Annotated in this window: 8 protein-coding genes; 1 reads left to right on the top strand and 7 read right to left on the bottom strand. The window is 44.8% G+C overall.

What is annotated here, in order from left to right; genetic code table 11:
• Positions 1-15: 15 nt before the first annotated feature.
• The 3 genes from FDP09_RS09890 to FDP09_RS09880 form a co-directional block, all read right to left on the bottom strand.
• Positions 16-3,498 (bottom strand): TonB-dependent receptor, encoded by a 3,483-nt coding sequence (locus FDP09_RS09890; protein WP_137402512.1) that lies wholly within the window; start codon positions 3,496-3,498, stop codon positions 16-18.
• 101 nt (positions 3,499-3,599) lie between these two features.
• Positions 3,600-4,598, bottom strand: coding sequence for a FecR family protein (locus FDP09_RS09885; RefSeq protein WP_137402511.1), 999 nt, complete (start codon positions 4,596-4,598; stop codon positions 3,600-3,602).
• 587 nt (positions 4,599-5,185) lie between these two features.
• Positions 5,186-5,788, bottom strand: coding sequence for an RNA polymerase sigma-70 factor (locus tag FDP09_RS09880; protein WP_229683279.1), 603 nt, complete (start codon positions 5,786-5,788; stop codon positions 5,186-5,188).
• 402 nt (positions 5,789-6,190) lie between these two features.
• On the opposite strand from FDP09_RS09880, the gene FDP09_RS09875 reads away from it, so the two are divergent.
• Complete coding sequence (locus FDP09_RS09875) at positions 6,191-7,525, top strand: sulfatase-like hydrolase/transferase (protein ID WP_137402509.1); 1,335 nt, start codon at positions 6,191-6,193, stop codon at positions 7,523-7,525.
• A gap of 60 nt (positions 7,526-7,585) precedes the next feature.
• On the opposite strand, the gene FDP09_RS09870 is transcribed toward FDP09_RS09875, so the two are convergent.
• The 4 genes from FDP09_RS09870 to FDP09_RS09855 all read right to left on the bottom strand — a co-directional run bounded on the left by FDP09_RS09870 (position 7,586) and on the right by FDP09_RS09855 (position 18,252).
• The gene (locus FDP09_RS09870; RefSeq protein ID WP_137402508.1) at positions 7,586-9,538 is read right to left on the bottom strand and encodes a heparinase II/III domain-containing protein; all 1,953 of its coding nucleotides are present in this window, start codon (positions 9,536-9,538) and stop codon (positions 7,586-7,588) included.
• Between the two features lie 59 nt (positions 9,539-9,597).
• A complete protein-coding gene (locus tag FDP09_RS09865) occupies positions 9,598-13,083 on the bottom strand; it encodes a polysaccharide lyase family 8 super-sandwich domain-containing protein (protein WP_187328831.1) in 3,486 nt (1,161 codons plus the stop codon).
• Positions 13,084-13,150: 67 nt separating this feature from the next.
• A complete protein-coding gene (locus FDP09_RS09860; protein WP_137402506.1) occupies positions 13,151-14,773 on the bottom strand; it encodes a RagB/SusD family nutrient uptake outer membrane protein in 1,623 nt (540 codons plus the stop codon).
• 29 nt (positions 14,774-14,802) lie between these two features.
• Positions 14,803-18,252, bottom strand: a complete 3,450-nt coding sequence (locus tag FDP09_RS09855) for a SusC/RagA family TonB-linked outer membrane protein (protein ID WP_137402505.1) — start codon at positions 18,250-18,252, stop codon at positions 14,803-14,805.
• Positions 18,253-18,304 lie beyond the last annotated feature (52 nt).

Genomic DNA, 18,304 nt, shown 5'->3' with positions numbered 1-18,304 from the left:
ACGGTCAGCTTTAAATTACAATGCTACTTGAACACCAAAAGACATTGTCCTTAACAGGGGAAGGTTAAAGGCATTTGGCCTGGACGCTTCCTCTGGGTCAATATTGCCTTTGAAAATACCAAGCTTGTTAAATGACACAAGATTGTCTCCAGACACGTACATCGTCAGTCTATCCAGCCCAATTCGGGACAGAATTTGCTGCGTAAACGTATAAGAAAGTGTCGCTGTCTTCAACCTCATGTAGGTACCATCCTTCATCCAAAAATCAGACTGCGCCTCATTCCAAGTTCTGGCACCATCGCGGTTAAATGCCGGCAATTGTGCATCGGGATTTGCCCCTACGCCAGGATTTGCGGGATCTTGGGTCCACGAGTACTGCTCATGCAGCTTTAATGGCACTTGTTCATTTCCAAATGGCGCCTGGAAGGCCCCTACTACAAATACATTAAACTGTGAACCGCCCTGCCATAGCATGGTCAGGTTAAAATTCTTATATGTCAGGCTAGGCTGAAGACTGTAAGTCAATTGGGGATCATTTCCAAATCCAATTTCATACCTGTCTTCTCTATTGATCACCCCATCTCCTGTAATATCCACATAACGGATATCGCCAGGCTTAGGACTGCCGTTGAGGTCTTCAAAGGTATAGGTATCCAAATACTCATCCACCTCTCCCTGAGAGTTAAACAATCCATCAGACTTATACCCAAACACAGTATTTACCCATCTTCCCGTGCGCTTATTGAATTTTACCTGAACAGGATCTGACTCGTCGATATCCTCTTGGTACTTTTCATACTTTTCGCGTGTATATCCTACACCGGCCACGATATTGTATTGGAATTCACCGACAGATCCGCGAACACCAAGGGATGCATCAAAACCTCTATTACTCCTGGCATCCAGGTTTACAGCAGGCAGGGGGGCGCCAAAAGTGCCTGGTAGGTCTTCCAATGGAGTCCTTAACAGGCCATCCCTGTACCGGTAAAATCCATCGACACTACCAAATACCCGCCCATTAAACAAGGTATAGTCCACCCCTACATTGTACAAAGTGGTCTCTTCCCAAGTCACCAACTCATTAGGTAACCCACTTGACTGAATCTGGGGAACTTGCGAACCGTTTAGCACATAAATATTACCGACTCTTTCTTCAAATCCAGAAAGGTATTCAAAAGAGGTATTGCTCAGGTTATTGTCTACTCCTGTCTGACTGTATGAAAGCCTAAGCTTCAACTGGTCCACTGCAGCTGCATCTTTCAGGAATTCCTCTCTGGCAATATTCCATCCAGCAGAAACAGAAGGAAAATAACCCCATCTTACCTTGGGGCCAAACTTAGAACTGGCATCAGCCCGTAAGGTCGCCTCAAAAAGGTACTTTTCATCATAGGAATAGTTAAAACGCCCAGCAACACTTATTCTAGTGTATTCTATATCACGCCCGGTACCACTTGTGATGGTCAATTCATTGGCGCCACTCACTTGGGGAATATCAGGAGAAAGCAAATCCCTCCTGGTCACGGCCAAACTGTTATAGATGTTATCCTCGCGCTCTACAAACGCCAAGGCAGACAAATTATGCTTAGAAATATCTTTATTATATCGAGCATAGCCTCTATATAAGAACCTACTTCTCGGGTCACTGGGGCCATAAATGGATTTATTATAAGCGTTTATCCCTTGTGACCCTTCTAATGTATAACCGTCAAAATCTGCTGTAACCTCTTCCGGGTTATAAGAATAGACCTCATAAAACTTGGTCAATCGCTCCCTTACCGCTTCTCTAAAACGGAAATTTATTCTGCCGCCTACAGTTAAGTCCTTAAAGAATGGCAGGTTATAACTCAATTCAGCAGCACCTGCTGTAGTCTTTTTATTGGTGTTTTCATATCCTACCACATCTTTATTGATGCGTGTTACAGGAGACCTCGCATTGAATCCGGAGTATGGATTCCTGGAAGGATCAGGTAAGGACGTAGGGTAAATGGGTTGTGCAGTCCTCAAGTCATTCCAAACATCTCCAATACTGGAAGAGGCGTAATCCTGCTGCTCGTTGATATGGCTGACATTTAGTTTCAGGTCTAATCCTTCTGAAAGTTTTATATCAGTATTACTGGTTACCGACAGTTTACGATAATCATAATCTCCCTTAAAAATGCCCGATTGGTCCTGCATGCCAACACTTACGTAATACCTGACATCTTCACTACCTCCCCTTAAGCTCAAATTATGATTTTGCAATGGAGACCCACCTTCTTTTACAGTGGCATTCGCCCAATCATAGCTTGGTGCGCCGGGAGCATTGTATTTTTCCAGATTTTCCTCGGTAAAGGTGGTACCGTAAGGAATTTCCGCATTTGGATTTGCAGGATCATACTGGGTATTGAAAATCGCATCACGGCCGAGCTGAATAAAGCTCCCGGCATCCACTTGCTCAGGAAAGGTCAGTCTTTTCTGAGAAGCAAAATAGCCATGGTAAGAAATCTTTGGCTTGCCTGACTCCCCTCTTTTGGTGGTCACCAAAATAACTCCATTACCCGCTCGTGCACCGTAAATGGCTGCTGAAGCATCCTTAAGAACTGAAATACTCTCAATATCATTCGGATCTAATCGATCCAAATGCGACTCTACACCATCTACAATTACCAAAGGAGCCCCAAATCCACGAATACTGATGTTTACATTATCAGCACCGGGGAGCCCTGGATTTTGGTTAGTTACCAATCCAGGAACTTGACCAACCAAAAGTCCTTTCACATTGGTCGTAGGGTTCTTTGCCAACTTATCGGCTTTCAGGTCCGTCACAGAACCAGTCAAGGTACTTTTCTTTTGAGTACCATATCCTACTACAACGACTTCTTCCAGATCACCTAGGTCCTCTTCCAGCATGATATCCAGCTGGGAACTGCTCCCTACCTGCACCGTCTGGGACTTGTAACCTACGTAGGAAACCACCAGTTCACTACCTTCTTGGACACTGATACTATACTTGCCGTCCAAGTCCGTTACGGTGCCATTTGTAGTGCCGTTTTCTACGATCGCCACACCGGGCAGCGGATTGCCTCCTTCGTCGGTGACGACACCATCCAGGTCTATTTTCACAATATTAATCTCCACGACATCAGCCCTATTCTGTACATTTTCGCCGACATAGACGGTATTGTTGACCTGTTTAAATTTTAGCTTGGTGGCTTTGGCAATTTCGATCAGTACTTCTTCTACTGACTTTTTTCCTCTATCCAAAGTCACCGTTGGGTTATTGTTAAGCAAATCATCTGGATAGACAAAGACATAGTCTGTTTTGGACTCCATCTCCTCAAACAGCGATTGTACTGTTCGAGCTTGATGATCCAGTTTCACAAAAGCCTTGTCCAAGGGCTTGATTTGTGCATTTCCCTCCGCTGCCATTAGCGAAGTAAGAAATATACACTGAATTATTATACCATATAACAGGTTCTTAGACACCATTTTAATTAGGCTCAGTAATTTTCTTTTCATAGTTTTGTTAAATGTTTTAAGGTTAATCACTTGAAACTTTCAGGACAGTTAATTCATTTGGCGATGGAGGGCTGTCCTGATTTCTTTTTACATAGGCAATATTATTTTTTGAGTATCACTTGTTCGTTATCAATTCTATATTCAAAGCCAAGGGAAAAAGTGAGTCCCTTCAGCACATTTTCAAGATTTTCATTGTTGAAAGTACCTGATACTTTTCGAGCGGCATTTATACCTTTTGCCAACTTGATCTCAACACCATACCATTCTTCCAAATCAGCTAAAATCTCCCCAAGCGGTTTGCTCCTAAAGTGGATCCTTCCTTCTTTCCAAGCCGTAACATCCTCCAGGTCAAATGTTTCGACCGTTAATTTTCCGATCATGTTACGATCAATTGAGGCGATTTGACCAGGGATCAAGATGACACTTTCCGCATCTCCTTCCACGTCATTCTCCACGCTCACCTTGCCTTCTGTGAGCGCTACCGAAACATCACTTCCCCTGTTTTCTGTATTAAAAGCAGTACCTAAAGCGGTGACCACTACTTTACCAGCCCTTACCATAAATGGTCTTTCTTTATCTGGGGTGATTTCAAAAAAAGCTTCCCCATCCAGTTCCACCTCACGGGTTGCCTTACCAAATTCCGAGGTATAGCTAATCGTAGAGTTGGAATTTAAAATCACAAAAGTCTTATCCGGCAAACGTAACTTTAGCTTTTCTCCTGCTCTTGCCTGTTTAGTATAGGTCTTGAAGGCTTCAGGCATCTTAGGGGCAGTATAGTCCAGCTGCTTGTAGAGTAATACAGTCAATAATGAGACCAGCGCCACCGATGCAGCTATTCTAAGTACCTTACCCCAATCGTAGTGCTTTGACCTGGACAGGTTTTTATGGGGAACTGCTCTACCCATCTGAAGGTGAATCCCTGTCAACATTTTTTCCACCTCATCTTCCCGAACTTCATTATGCTCTTTTTCCCATTCCTCCTGCATCAAGGATTCCAATTGAGCTTTTCCTTCATCAGTTTTAAGCCAATCAACTACAGCTACTTTTTCCATTTGGGAAGCAGTGCCCGCTAGATATTTTAATAGTATCTCTTTTTCCAATTTTGCTTCTATTTGTGGGTAGTACACTTGACAGGGAGCAACTACTTAATTTATCTATAAAAAAATTTAATCACTCACATAAATAGTTGATTATCAGCTCATAAAATAGTAAGTAAAGAAGAGATTATACTTAACAATGATCACATACCGGACAAAAAACAGTGGACTTTCCGAAAACCGACATGCTAAGGATCAAGCAATATTTCTGGGGGAACGAATGTTGACATAGTCCAATAAAAAAAGGTTCTATATGATTTAGTGTGGGTAAGTATTAGGATAAATAATGAAATTTCAGTGAAATGGCTCCTTTAACCTTTGTCACTTTTTTGCTACAGTTCAAAAAGTGACCAAAAAACCCCGCCGCCTAGCAATTTACCACGTGCTTCACCCATGGCCATAAATATATCGCCCCTCTGGGGCTAGCTTTCGAGTGTAATGTTTCAATGTAGGCCCAACATGCACTTAGGCCTTTGTGGCATTTTATGTATCGGTGGCTTTGCCATTAAGTAAACTGGTAGCCCCCAAATTTTACGCTTGATCCCATGCTAAGAATGAAAAAAAAAATAAAACACTACACCAGCTAGAAATCAACAGTTTAACTGTTCAAAAAAAATCAAACTGAACAACGTCAGGGAAATGACAGATGCCTGCTTTAATAATTGTCCTTTCAGGAATTTAGTCGCCAAGTAACAATGATGCTCTACCGTACGAACCGAAACCCCGAGCTTTTCGGCTATTTCCTTATGGCTGATCCCCTCAAATCGGCTCAACTTAAATACCTGCCGCTGCACACGCGGAAGGGTATCGATCAATTCCAGTGTGGACTGCTCAAATTCTTTATACTCCAAAGCTTCCAAACCGGTATTTTCGCAATACATGGGTTGAGCCATTTCTTCCAATGCTACGGTACGCTTCACCCGCCTGATTCTATTGTACACTTGATGCTTGACAGCTGTGAACAAATAGCTTTTAAAATTCAGTGCTTCATCCATGTCACGACGCTTTTCCCATAACTTTACAAAAACCTCCTGCACGGACTCTTCTGCAATATCCTGATTATGAAAAACACTTTTAGCAAACCCAATTACACAAGGTGCATATCGATAATACAGCTCATCAAAAGCTGTCATCTCCCCCTCTTTCATTAGAGCAACTAACTCCTTTTCTTTATATTTTATTAGTTTTCTCATAACCAGACATTTCTTAAACATAAATATTTTTAAACAAAAAAAACAACAAAGTAAAACTTTTTATGTTTTAAACGCCTAAAAAACTATTAATTCTATTTATAAAATAGATAAAAACTACCTGTTTATTTTTAAAAGAAAGCAATTGAAAGTATAATTGCTCTACACAATTATAAAATACACCCCATTTAAAGACATTCTTTATAATTGATAGGCTTAAGCCCACCATAAACCAATCACCACTAAAAAAAGCCACTTATCAACAAATCAAAAACATCCATTTTACTCAATTGGAGAAATAAAACAAAAAAACATATCAAAACATTACCTTTTAAAAGGGTAAACTTTCATAACACAATAAAAAACACTACTTTACCCTATTAAATCACGACCAAACATAAACAAATGAAACCATACTATTCCTTCTTTCTGCTTTTCCTTTTTGCAATGAGCGGCAGCTTGGCCCAAGAAAAACCAAACATCATCGTCATTGTCAGTGATGATGCGGGTTACGCCGACTTCAGCTTCCAATCGGACAAACTCACGGCCACACCAAACATTGACAGGATCGCTCATGAAGGGGTAAAATTCACAAACGCCTATGTCACCGCCAGTGTATGTAGCCCCTCACGGGCCGGGCTACTTTCCGGTATCAACCAACCTGAGTTTGGCCATATTTATAACTATATCAAAGGTGTAACCTACAGCATTGACCAAGATGAATATGGACTACCACACAATGTCAAAATGATCGGGGAATATCTTCAGCCATTAGGCTATGCTACCGCAGCATTTGGTAAATGGCATGAAGGTTTTGCCGAAGAATTCCAGCCCCAGCAAAAAGGCTTTGACCATTTTTGGGGATTCCTATGGGGATCAAACCACTACCATACTGGAAAAGCCATCGATGTCATCGACGATGGAAGGCCCGTTGACTCAAATACAATCCCCTATATGACCGATGCTATCACCGATGAGGCACTGGACTTTGCTACCCAAAATACCGACACCCCTTTCTTCCTGTACATGGCCTACAATGCCGTACACAGCCCCTTAGAGGCCAAACCTGAACATCTGGAAATGTTTAAAGGCAAATTCCCCAGCGATCCTAAAAGGGACATCCTGGCCGCTATGACCTACTCCCTAGATGAAAATATCGGCAAAGTGTTCGATCAGCTGGAAACAATTGGCGAGTTGGAAAACACGATTATTTTCTTCATCAATGATAATGGCGGTTCCAAGCACATCAGCGCCAACAACAGTCCCCTGAAAGGCTACAAAGGCCAACTATATGAAGGAGGCATCCGGGTTCCTTTTGCAGTAAGGTGGCCCGGGAAGATCAAACGTGAAACCGTCTGTCACTCCATCACCTCAAGCCTCGACATCCTGCCAAGCATCTTGGATGCCGTAGGATATTCCAAAAGAAACCTGGAAGGTAAATCGGTACTGGAACTTATCAACAAAACTCAGGAACAGGACCATCGTGAACTTTACTGGCACACCAGCCAATATAATGGCGCCGTCAGATCAGGGCAGTGGAAACTAATCGTAAACAAAGACAGCCATGAGCTCTACAACCTCAAAGAGGACTTATCAGAAAAAAACAACCTTATCGAACACAATCCCCAACAATTCCTGAAAATGAAGGAAAAGTATGACCAGTGGCTCGCCCAACTCCCCCATCCCTATTTCGTCCCAACATCCGGTAAAAACGCCTGGGTGTCGGGAGTAGGAGACTGACCTGAAGACTGATTAGCCGACCTCTGCTAAATCCCTCAGCAAAGGTCCTAGCTGGGGGATTTAGGGCGTGGTCACTTCAAACTCCCATTTATCCTTTACTTGCTCCCCTACTTGCTCAAATACTAAACGGTAAACTACTTGCTGCTCCCAAACCTTTAACAGCCGGGGATCCTCTACTGGCCACTCCTCGATGGCTAAAGACAGCTTATCGGAAGGATAATGCATGATTACATCCTGGCCGTTGGGCAGTGAGATGCTCAAGCTGCCATTTTCCTTCTTTACTGGAGGATAAAGGCTCATAAAATGCACCTCAGATGCGGCCACCCTCTTATCCAATGAGAACTGGTCCGCAATCGTAAATGCTCCTTTTTTCCTGTCCAACTCATAGCTTCTATTCCAAAATTCACTCGCCGCCGACTCACCATAGGCATGCCTTATCTCCACACCAAAACGAATGAACCGCTTTCCTTCGGAAAAATCCACCGACGAAGCCTTAAAGTCATTGCCTTGTTGCTGCGACACGCCGTTGATCTGGGGGAGGTTATGAAAATCCGATTGCATGGTCCAGATATCATAGCGATCTTTACTGAAGGTTTTGGCGGAGTACGTTTCTACGCCTACATCGATAAAAACTGGGTTCCCCTGATAATAAAGCACAAATGTCCCCACATCATTATGGTTATGGCTTTCATTATTGTGGCCACCTTTTGCGGCAAAAAACAACCCATCATCACCCCGTCCTCCAGCGACTTCTGTTTCCGGATACCAAAAGTAAGGAGTTTTCTCTTGGTAGGCTTTTTGGGTTTCCAGCGTCCGGTACTCCATCAGATTATGAATCGTGCGATCCAAGCTTCCTTTCAGCAGCCATTGATCCAAATCTTCCTTCTGGGCCACATCGGCAGCAAATCCCTTCAGTCGTTCATCCGAAATATACTGACCATATCTAAATATAATCCCTGGATGCGCCTTTAGCCTAGCTGATGCATCCGCAAAATTCACATAATAATCATCTTCAATATGGACTTTCCGAATGTAGTTCCCCATATTTTGGATCACCGACTGACTACCGACATCTACTTTTCCATTCGACAGGTGCTTCAGCAATTCCAAATATTCCAGCATTTTTCCTGCTGCATGATCCCAGTAAGCAGGCCCCTCCTCACAGGCACCATCAGCTTTATAATAATTGATAAACTGGTCCACTGAATGTGCACTCTTTTCTACGACCTGCCGAAGCTTCTCTTGGTCTCTCTCCACCAAAGCGGCTGTCATCAGCACATTATAATTGCACCAAGGATTCCAATTATTTACAAAAGAAGCATCAAACCCCATCCACCAAAAATCGTCCCTTGCCAGATAGGGAGCAATGATTCGCTCCTCCAATTCTAGTTCTATCCTCCTGGCCAAAAGCGGTGAAACGGTTTCAAAATCACTTCTGAAATAAAAATGGATCCAAGAAAGCAGATTGGCCACTTCCCCAGCCCCCAGATCAATCACTGGCTCTTCCACATCCGGCATGCCTGATTTATCCTTCTGTGCACTCAGGTGGGCTGACAATACCCACGTAGATTGTTCACACATCGCCCAAACACCATCCATGATGGCGTCAAGGTAAGTCCCATCTTGTACGAGCATTTCGGCCAGCACCAAGCTCTTCAATGCTTTTGTCCGTTGGTTTTGATAAGACTGCATCCTGGTGCGGTTTCCATTGCGCACAAAATCCAAATATGCCGAAACGGGTATGGCCGGCCATTCGTATTCGATGGCCTCGTCACCCTCTTCTACCAACCGATCTTGAATCTCTTCCGGAAGTTGGCTGAGCGATTGATGAACAGTACCTCTATCGGGAAAAACCGATAAGGGATTCGAATCCAAGTAAGAAGTATTAGGAAATTGTTTGATTTCATTGGTCAGCAGATCTCGTTTTTCCTGTGCCGATGTGCTAAGCACTATCCAGCCCAATAAACAACACAACAACATTCCTCTTCCGGTAAAAATTACGTTACGTTTCATCAGTTATTATTTTAAATATGACCAAAGGACTCCCAAGCCCGTTGGTCTATTGGATATCATTATTTTCTTTTTATGGCCTTTCGTACTTCGGTATAGTCATCGCCTATGATGACTACATAGTACAAGCCATTTTTCATTCCAGTCAGGTCCAGTTCATACTCATAGCCATTGACGTCTTGTTTTTCCATAATGACCTCCCCGGTGCGTTTCCTGATTACTACCTGTCGAATGAGCCGTTCAGAAGCAATGGTCCCCATTCCTTCCAATGGATTTGGAAAAAGTAACACCTTGTTTTTAGGTGCTGGCCTGGTTTTCTCCATAGGATCAGGCTCCGATTGCGTCGCCAGCACATAATTGATCATTGGATGCCGACTACTGTCAGTGCTCTCTCTCGAGGCAAAGGAAGTGTAAACACCGGACGCAGTGGAAACCACCTTAAACGCCACGGTATCCTGCTGAGGAGCCACTTGCTGCAAATATCCTGTGATATCAAAAGTCACCGGACCTTCTTGGCTCAGCCCTTCTATGGTAGTGAGCAAGGTACTCGAAATGGGCTTAGTGCCCCATGTAAGCCCCTCTTGGCTATTCCCCTGCCAATTACCAGTTCCCTTCTCCCAGGAAAGATCCTCCACACCATACAGCTCCCAAGAAGTAGATCCCGCCGGAGCCAAGCTATACAGCTGGATCATTGCTTCCTGAACGGAGCCGGTGAGTTCACTTATGGCAAATTTAAGATAAACCTCCCTATCATAGCCTCCATTTTGAGCGGCCAAGTAACCGGCCGTGCCAAAATTCTTATGGCTAGCATCTCCATTGGCATCTGTTCTTTGTACGAAGGTATCCGCAATGGCCTGCAAACTCCCCTCTTCGCCTCCCGGCTCAAGGGTTTTGTACACCACCAAAGCAGGGCGATGGCTTGGATCGCTGTCTTCCCTTGACGCAAATTGCGCATCGGTCTTGCTTCCATGATAGGTCCCAGAGATGGCGACGGAAAACACCCCATCCTCCAACAAGCTCTCCATAACCGGACTGGTCACATCCAATTCCACAAATTGTCCCGCCGACACCCCTGGGATTTGCCCCAAAAGGCTATCCTTCCCAGGCTTGGTATTCCAGGTAATTCCTGACTCCTGCCAAGTGTTGTCTGTCAAATGGTGAATTTCCCAATTGGTGTCGGTCACAGTAGTGTTCGCATTTTCCACCCACAACCTTAGCTTTACACTATCCAGTTGATTGCTCAGCACTCCCGTATTAAATTTAAGAAAACTTTCCCGACTGTACCCGGAACCGTCTTTCTTTACCACCAAATTACCTGTGGGATAATTGGTGTCGGCATAGCTTCCGTCCCGTACAAAAACATCCGCTACGGCCTCCAGCGTTTGCGGCAATTTCAATGGCTCAAAGACGGGTGCCCCCTGATCTATCGTGCCATCCAAACTGCTTCCTAAAAAATCCCCTGTCGGCAAGTCCAAGTCCACCATTTTCATTTCACTAAAGCTCTCATTTTTCAACCCAACCCTTAGCTTTCGTGAATTTCCCTGTGAAGGATCAGCAGCGGTTACGGTCACATTTGAAGTAACGGCCCCTTTCAGCATCAGTACACATGGCTGATTGACGTTCAGTTCTGTCGTCCCCAGCACATAATTTCCGGGATAGTAAAACACCGCCTGTAGCAAATCCAATCCTGCATGCCTGACCGCTTGCACAGAATCGGAATTGGACAACAGCTCCAACTGTTGATCATCAAAACCTGCTACCTCTTGTTGTGTAGCTCCCGGGAGCAAAATATAGGCATAGTGATCATTTGAAGGAGTTACGCCATGGTCAATCCACAACTTGAACACTTCCTCGGCGACTGAAGCAGAAGATTGTGTTTGGTTAATACTATTCCAAGTGCCTGCTTGACTTTGGTTGCTTAGTTTTATTTGTCCACCCATTGGAAATACATAGCCCACATCATTGTGCCAAGCCCACTTAAGGTCATTATCAAAGGCATGACTCCCTTGTCCCAATACCGTGCTCCCGTTTCCGGTATCCACCTTAACACCTCCTTTGAGCAAAGCTTGGTTGACAGTAGTATTGATGGTCTCTGTAGCTGAGGAACTGATTTCCGCCCCCAAACAAACCACCTCTTCATCAAAGAAGAACCAGGCTTTCTTGGCTGTCGTGTTATAATCACCCATATCATAAACAGAAGTTCCATAGCGTCCATCGGACACTCCTCCCACAAAAGATGTCTTTCCGGGATTGGTACCCCAAGAAGACCTTGGCGAAAAAGAAGTGATGGCAGGTGTGGTAGTACCTGGGATTTTATTCCAGTCCCACACAGGATATATCCCAAAATACTCATTTCCTTCTACGGCGATATAAGTGGCACCATCCGTCAGAAAATGTCCTTTGATATTTTCACCATTGCCCATTTCGGATTTTACGGTCCGAGTGGAGACTTTACGCAGTCCCACCATATAAGCAGGCCGATGGTGCACCGTATAATCTGACTGCCAATAGTTGATATGCTCAGGAGCCACCCCGTAATCGGGGCTTTCTTGCTCACTCATCCTCATGATCACGGTGTCGTAGCTCGCTTGGTGTTCCGGCAAATCAAAATCCCTGACCTGCTCGATCAAATTCACATCAGCCCGCCCCACACCTGAGCGGGTAATGCTTCTGCCAAAAACATTGAAATCGGCATAGGCGCCACGCGAACTTTTGATGAATCCTTTTCGGACAAAATCAGAAAAAACAGCTATTTTTTCGGGGGAATATGCATAGGAAGTTCCGGTAATGTTTACTGCGATATTCCGAATGCCCGAAACGTATTCCCTGCCATAACCATAGATGTAAAGTTGCGCACCATGGGCCATATAGGAATGATCTCGCTTGATACCTTCTCCTTGACTGATCTTGATCGAATTGCCCGTTTCGGTCACGGCGTGTTGCATCAATGTACTATCCTCGGTAAGACATGCCCGCATGATATAATGCTGGCCAATATCGGTAAGATTGGAGCCGTCCTTTCCGGGGGAAACGGTTAAAGAACCCCCTTTGTCCATCCATTCGGTCATACTGCTTTCCAATAAAGGATCAATGCCCGCGGGTGAATTCCTTAGGGCAATTAGGATATTCCCAATATCCTTGGGAACCTTGATACTGAGAAACCACCAATTGGTACTGTAGGGAGCCGGATTCAGCCCCAGCCAAAAGTTCATAGCATCGGTAATGTCTGCCAATACCGTCGTGTCTCCAAAGTAACTGCTCTCCGGCCTAGAATAGGCCTTGGCTAGCACGCTGACTCTTTCGAAATGCATTACTGGCTGCCAATTGGTCTGCGATTGGTCTGCGTAATGGATATCCGGCCAGCTCCCATCCATATCCATACTTGCTCGCAAAGAAGCTACTTGACTGTCCAAGCTGCCGGTAGAAGGGGTGTTTTGAAAATTGTCAAAAATCCGCTCCATGATAGTATCAAAATCATTTTGGGCAAATGAGGGCACTTGTACACCTAATCCCAGCCATACAAGCACCAAAAACGCTCTCCATCTCATTGTCAATTGATTTAGCATAAACCAAAAGAGGACTTGGCCGTAGCCAAAGTCCTCCTTTCAACCTATTTTACCAATTTGGATTTTGCTCCAATGCCGGATTAAGCCCCAGTTCATTGATAGGCAAAGGCCATAGATAATCCCTATCGGGGTCAAAACTCCTGTTTTCTGCTTCCTGCAATACGATGATATTGTCTTCGTTCACATTCGGGGTCACATCGGTACCATATTCATCGAAATAATAGTTGCCCAAAACTGTCCGAGGCAAAATATCTTCAGCCGTCTTCCAGCGGATCAAGTCCCAATAGCGGAACCCTTCTAAGGCAAGCTCTACCCTTCTTTCCCTACGGATTTCCTCTAACATGTCCAGCCCATTTGCATTGACAAAGGAATTGCTGATCTGAGCGACCCCGGCCCGTTGCCTGAGGAGGTTTATGCTGCTATTCAGCTCTTCATCCGTAATGTTTCCATTCAGTTCATACGTAGCCTCTGCATAATTCAACAGTACTTCTGCATATCGAATAATGGTATAATCAATGTAAGAACGGCTATTTTGCCAATCCGTCAGATTAGCATACCGTCTATTGGCAAAACCGGTACGCTGGAATGAAAGGTTGGGCACATTAAACACCGGCTGTGTACCGATATACTCATCACCTTCCTTGAAGAAAGTATCCAACATCCTGGGGTCTCTATTTTCAAAAACTTCCAAAATACTTTCCGGAGTAGCATAAAGGGGCGATTTGTCCGTTGGCAACCCATCTTCCATAAGGTAGGCATCCGCTAAAGCTTTGGTAGGATTGGCAGCGCCTGTTTCCAAGGTTCTCTGCGTAGTATGGCTCACGATCGATTCGGAAACATTTACCCCATATTGCTTCACCAAAATATTCTCTTTATTTCCCGGTCCCTCTCCTTCATACTGGAAAATGTCAAAATAAACATTCAACAATGCGTGCTCTCCAGCATTCATACAAGCCTCTGCGGCTTCTTTGGCCAAAGTAAGATGAAATTCGGGGTCTCCATAGCCATGGTATTTGGCCCTGGTTCCTTCAAACAAGGCCACGCGGGATTTAAAAGCCAATGCAGCGGTATTGGTGAGGCGTCCATAATCTCCGCTGGCAAGCTCAGACGGTGCCGGAAGGTATTGGGCACCTTCATCAAGGTCATCGTACACGACTTCTAACACTTCCGCTCGGAGAGCTGCAGGTGCATATAGCTCCTCTGCATCCTCAGAAAGCGTCGTCAAAATCAACGGCACATCACCATACCGCTTGACCAATCTAAAATAAGCCCAAGCCCTAAAAAACTTGGCCTCTGCCAAATACCGGTCCACCACTTGGGGATCCACACCATTTTCAATCGCCCTAGGTGCCTTTTCGATGATGTTGTTTGCCGCTCTGATCAGGGAATAGGCATTATTGTAATTTCCATCCGTAGCCGGTGCTATACGGGTACCATCACTGATACTGTTTGCAGATGTCCCAAAGGCATCATCCGACCATACGTCCGAGGTCACCGGAATGGAAGGGAGATACGTGTATAGGTAATTGGAAGCTAATTTGAGGTCGTTTTCATTTCTCCAAAACGCCGGGTCGCTCAATTGGGTTTCGGGAAGCCTATCGACATCACAACTGGTGATGCCCACAAGGAGCACCAGCAAGATTGCAGCTATATTTTTTATGTTATACTTCATTTTCTTGAGTTTTAATTTCGTGATCGTGGTTAAAAGGAAAGGTTCAAGCCTATCGCCAAGGTGCCAAAGAATGGATAGTCCGCACGGACGTTATTGGAGTTTTCTGGATCAAAGACTCCGTTAAAGACGCCCATTCTCGTAAAAGTCAATACGTCTTGACCTGTAACAAACACCCTGGCCCGGTTTACCTTTACCTTGCTTACCAGTGCTGCCGGCAGCGAATAGCCTACTTGGAAATTCTTCAGCCGGATATAACTCCCGTCCAGCACCCATCTGTCAGAGGGAAGGTAGTTATGATGCCCGTTCAAAAAAGGTCTTGGAAAATCGGCATTTTGATTTTCTGGTGTCCAATAATTCTGGTGATGCTTCATCGGCATAAACCAACTTTGACTGAGTGGCATGATCATGTCACGGGTAGGCATGAAGCTTCTTTTTCCCACCCCTTGGAAGAAAACAGAAAAGTCAAGGTTTTTCCACTGGGCAGAGGCGGTCATCCCAAATAGATAACGCTGCTGGTTTGTGCCCAAGAGCACCAGATCTCCTGCGTCATCGGTGGTTCCCCGCCCCACTGTAATGCGGTCATCTCCGTCTTGGTTGACATATTGAATATCACCTGGACCTGTTCTGTTGTCTTGGAATGGAGCGGCATCTACCTGATCCGCCGAGGTGAAGTAACCCGGTGCAGTCTCATATCCCCAAATCGTATTCAATGGAAATCCCTCAATGATATTGTTATTTCCTGCCCCCACTACATTTCTTCCTGAATATTCTATCAACTCATTCTGATTGTCACTGATGTTAAAACCAATATTATAATTAAAATCTTCACTTACCCGATCACGATAATTGACCGCCAGCTCCCATCCCCAGGATTTTAATACGCCATTATTGATTTTGGGTGTGCCCACACCAAAAGTCCCTGGCAACTGAAGCGGGGTAAGCATATTCCTGTTGTGCTTGACATAATAATCAAAGCTCATTTGAAGCTTATTCTCTAACAAGCCTAGATCTACACCGCCATTCCAGGTTTCGATGGTTTCCCATGAAAGCTCAGAAGAAGGCACCGAAGACTGATAAAAATAAGTGGACCGCGTTTCGTCACTGCCCATGATCAGACCTGAGCCTCTGGAAAGTACATTTAGATAATCATAATAACCGATGATATCGCCCCCCAAGGCACTTCCTAGCTGTCCCCAAGACCCTCTCAACTTAAATTCGCTAAAGAACGGCAGCGCATCTGCAAAAAAGTCTTCCCGGTGCATATTCCACCCCACCGAAGCCGCAGGAAACACCTTCGTGCGCAGTCCCGGTGCCAATCGCGAACTTTCATCCATCCTGATAGTCCCCTCAAAAAGGAAACGCTCGTCAAAGCTGTAGTTTATCCGGCCAAAAACCGATTGGTTTGCATAGGTACTAATGGACTGATTGGTCACCTTGGTATTATCATCACCGAGGTTGAGCGTAGGCAGATCGTTATTGATCAAATTGGTCGCCCGGGAATACAGTCTTGTCCACCTGTAGTCTTCCCACTGGTAACCCGCCAAAACATGGAAGACATGTTTCTCCGCGACGGTCAGGTCATAATCCACCAACATCTGGAAACTTGTGTTAATGGTATTGTCCTGGGTCAGCTCATAGGCATTTGGATTATTGAGGATATAAGCAGGGCTATCTCCACCACGATCCCATAAATCCACTGTCCTGGCAAAGCGCTCCCTGTCGGCCCTCCTATACTGTCGTCCAAAAATCGACCGGATGGTAAGGCCTTTGACCACATCTTTTAATGTCCCCGTAAAGACACCGTCAAAATCATTTCTCTGGGTATTGTTATAGCCCCCTTGTGAAAGGTAAGCGTAGGTATTGTTTCCAGAAGTACCCGCTCCACCAAAAAGGCGGCCATCTGGCATAAAAACTGGAAACCGTTGACGTGCTTGATACACTTGCTGAAGCAAACCGTATCCGCTCGCTCCTATGGAAGGTGCCTCGGTGTAATGATTTGCATATGAAATCCTTGAATCAATGGAAAGGTGTTTGGTCAATTTAGCCCCCAAGTTAAACCGGGCATTGTACCTCTCGAAGCTGTCTGGGCCAATTTTAAATACACCCTTCTTATCGTAATACCCGAGAGAAACCAAATAATTAACACTTTCCGAACCACCTCTGGCACTTAGGTTATGGGTCTGCATAGGAGAAGTCTTTCGCAAGACTTGTTCTCGGATACTTTGCTGGTTATAGGTCACCCACCTGTTTTCGTTGGTTTCGCTTGGAACAAACTCTACTCCGTCACGGATATATTGAAGTGCCTGGTCATTATACTCCGGCCCCAAGCCAGCATTGGCTCTGGCCAAATTGGAATAAAGGGCTTCATCCAACAAGGAAAGCCTTTCCGGAACATTTAAAGCCCACTCAGTACCAAACTGATTACTATATTCGAAAGTGGTCTTTCCTGTTTTCCCGGCTTTGGTCTTCACCAAAATCACCCCACCTGCAGCTTGGGCACCATAAATGGCGGCGGCAGCAGCATCCTTCAGCACCGTCACTGATTCAATATCATTTGGGTTTATCGTCTGCAAGGTAAACAAAGGTGAAGGCACTCCATCCACCATCAGCAACGGATCCACAGCACCATTGGCAGAAGTAACTCCCCTTACCTGGATACCCACATTTTCATTTCCCGGCTGTCCACCAGTCCTGGTAATGTTTAGGCCTGGTGTGGTTCCTTGAAGGGCATTGGCCACATTGGTAACCGGACGGTTTTCCAAAGCCTTTGCTTCCACGGTGGATACAGCTCCTGTAAGATTGGCTTTTTTCTGAGTACCATAGCCCACGACCACTACTTCTTCGAGATCTCCCAAATCCTCCAGCAGCGTCACCGATATCGTTTCCTTATTGGCTACCGAAATCTCTTGTGACTCAAAACCTATAAAAGAAAACACCAACACAGCATCATCTGCTATATCATCAAATGAAAACACCCCATCCAGATCTGTCACGGTTACTCTTTTGGTACCTTTGACGATTACATTGACGCCGGGAATAGGAATCCCTTCTTCATCCAGCACCTTCCCTGAGATATTCCTTTCTTCAAGGACTTCTTGGGGAAGGGGAGCATTTTTTGTGGAGACATGAATGGTATTGTTCACTTGGGTAAACCGGACATTATGATCCCGTGACAACTCTTCCAAAACATGCAGCAAAGATTTGCCAGATACGTTGAGGGAAATACCCTTCTCGTCAGAAAGCTCCTCCTCAATAAATGCTATGTGGAACGTGGTCGAAGACTCAATTTCCTTGAGCACTTGGAGCAAACTGGCATTTTTCATATTTAACGAGACTTTTACGTCTGCCAGCTTCTGATGCCTTTTCCAAGAGGAATTGGCAAGCGCATATTGATGGGCAGAAATATCGCCAAGACTTATGAGCATAGTCATGACGAATATCCCTACATATTTCATTTTAGAAAGTAGGTGTGTTTTCATTTTTCTTTGGTTATGGTTTACATTCATTCAATTTTGGGTTACCGTTTGATTC

This window comes from Echinicola rosea (genome assembly GCF_005281475.1).
GTDB lineage: Bacteria > Bacteroidota > Bacteroidia > Cytophagales > Cyclobacteriaceae > Echinicola > Echinicola rosea.
This window is presented reverse-complemented; position numbering and strand designations above follow the sequence as displayed.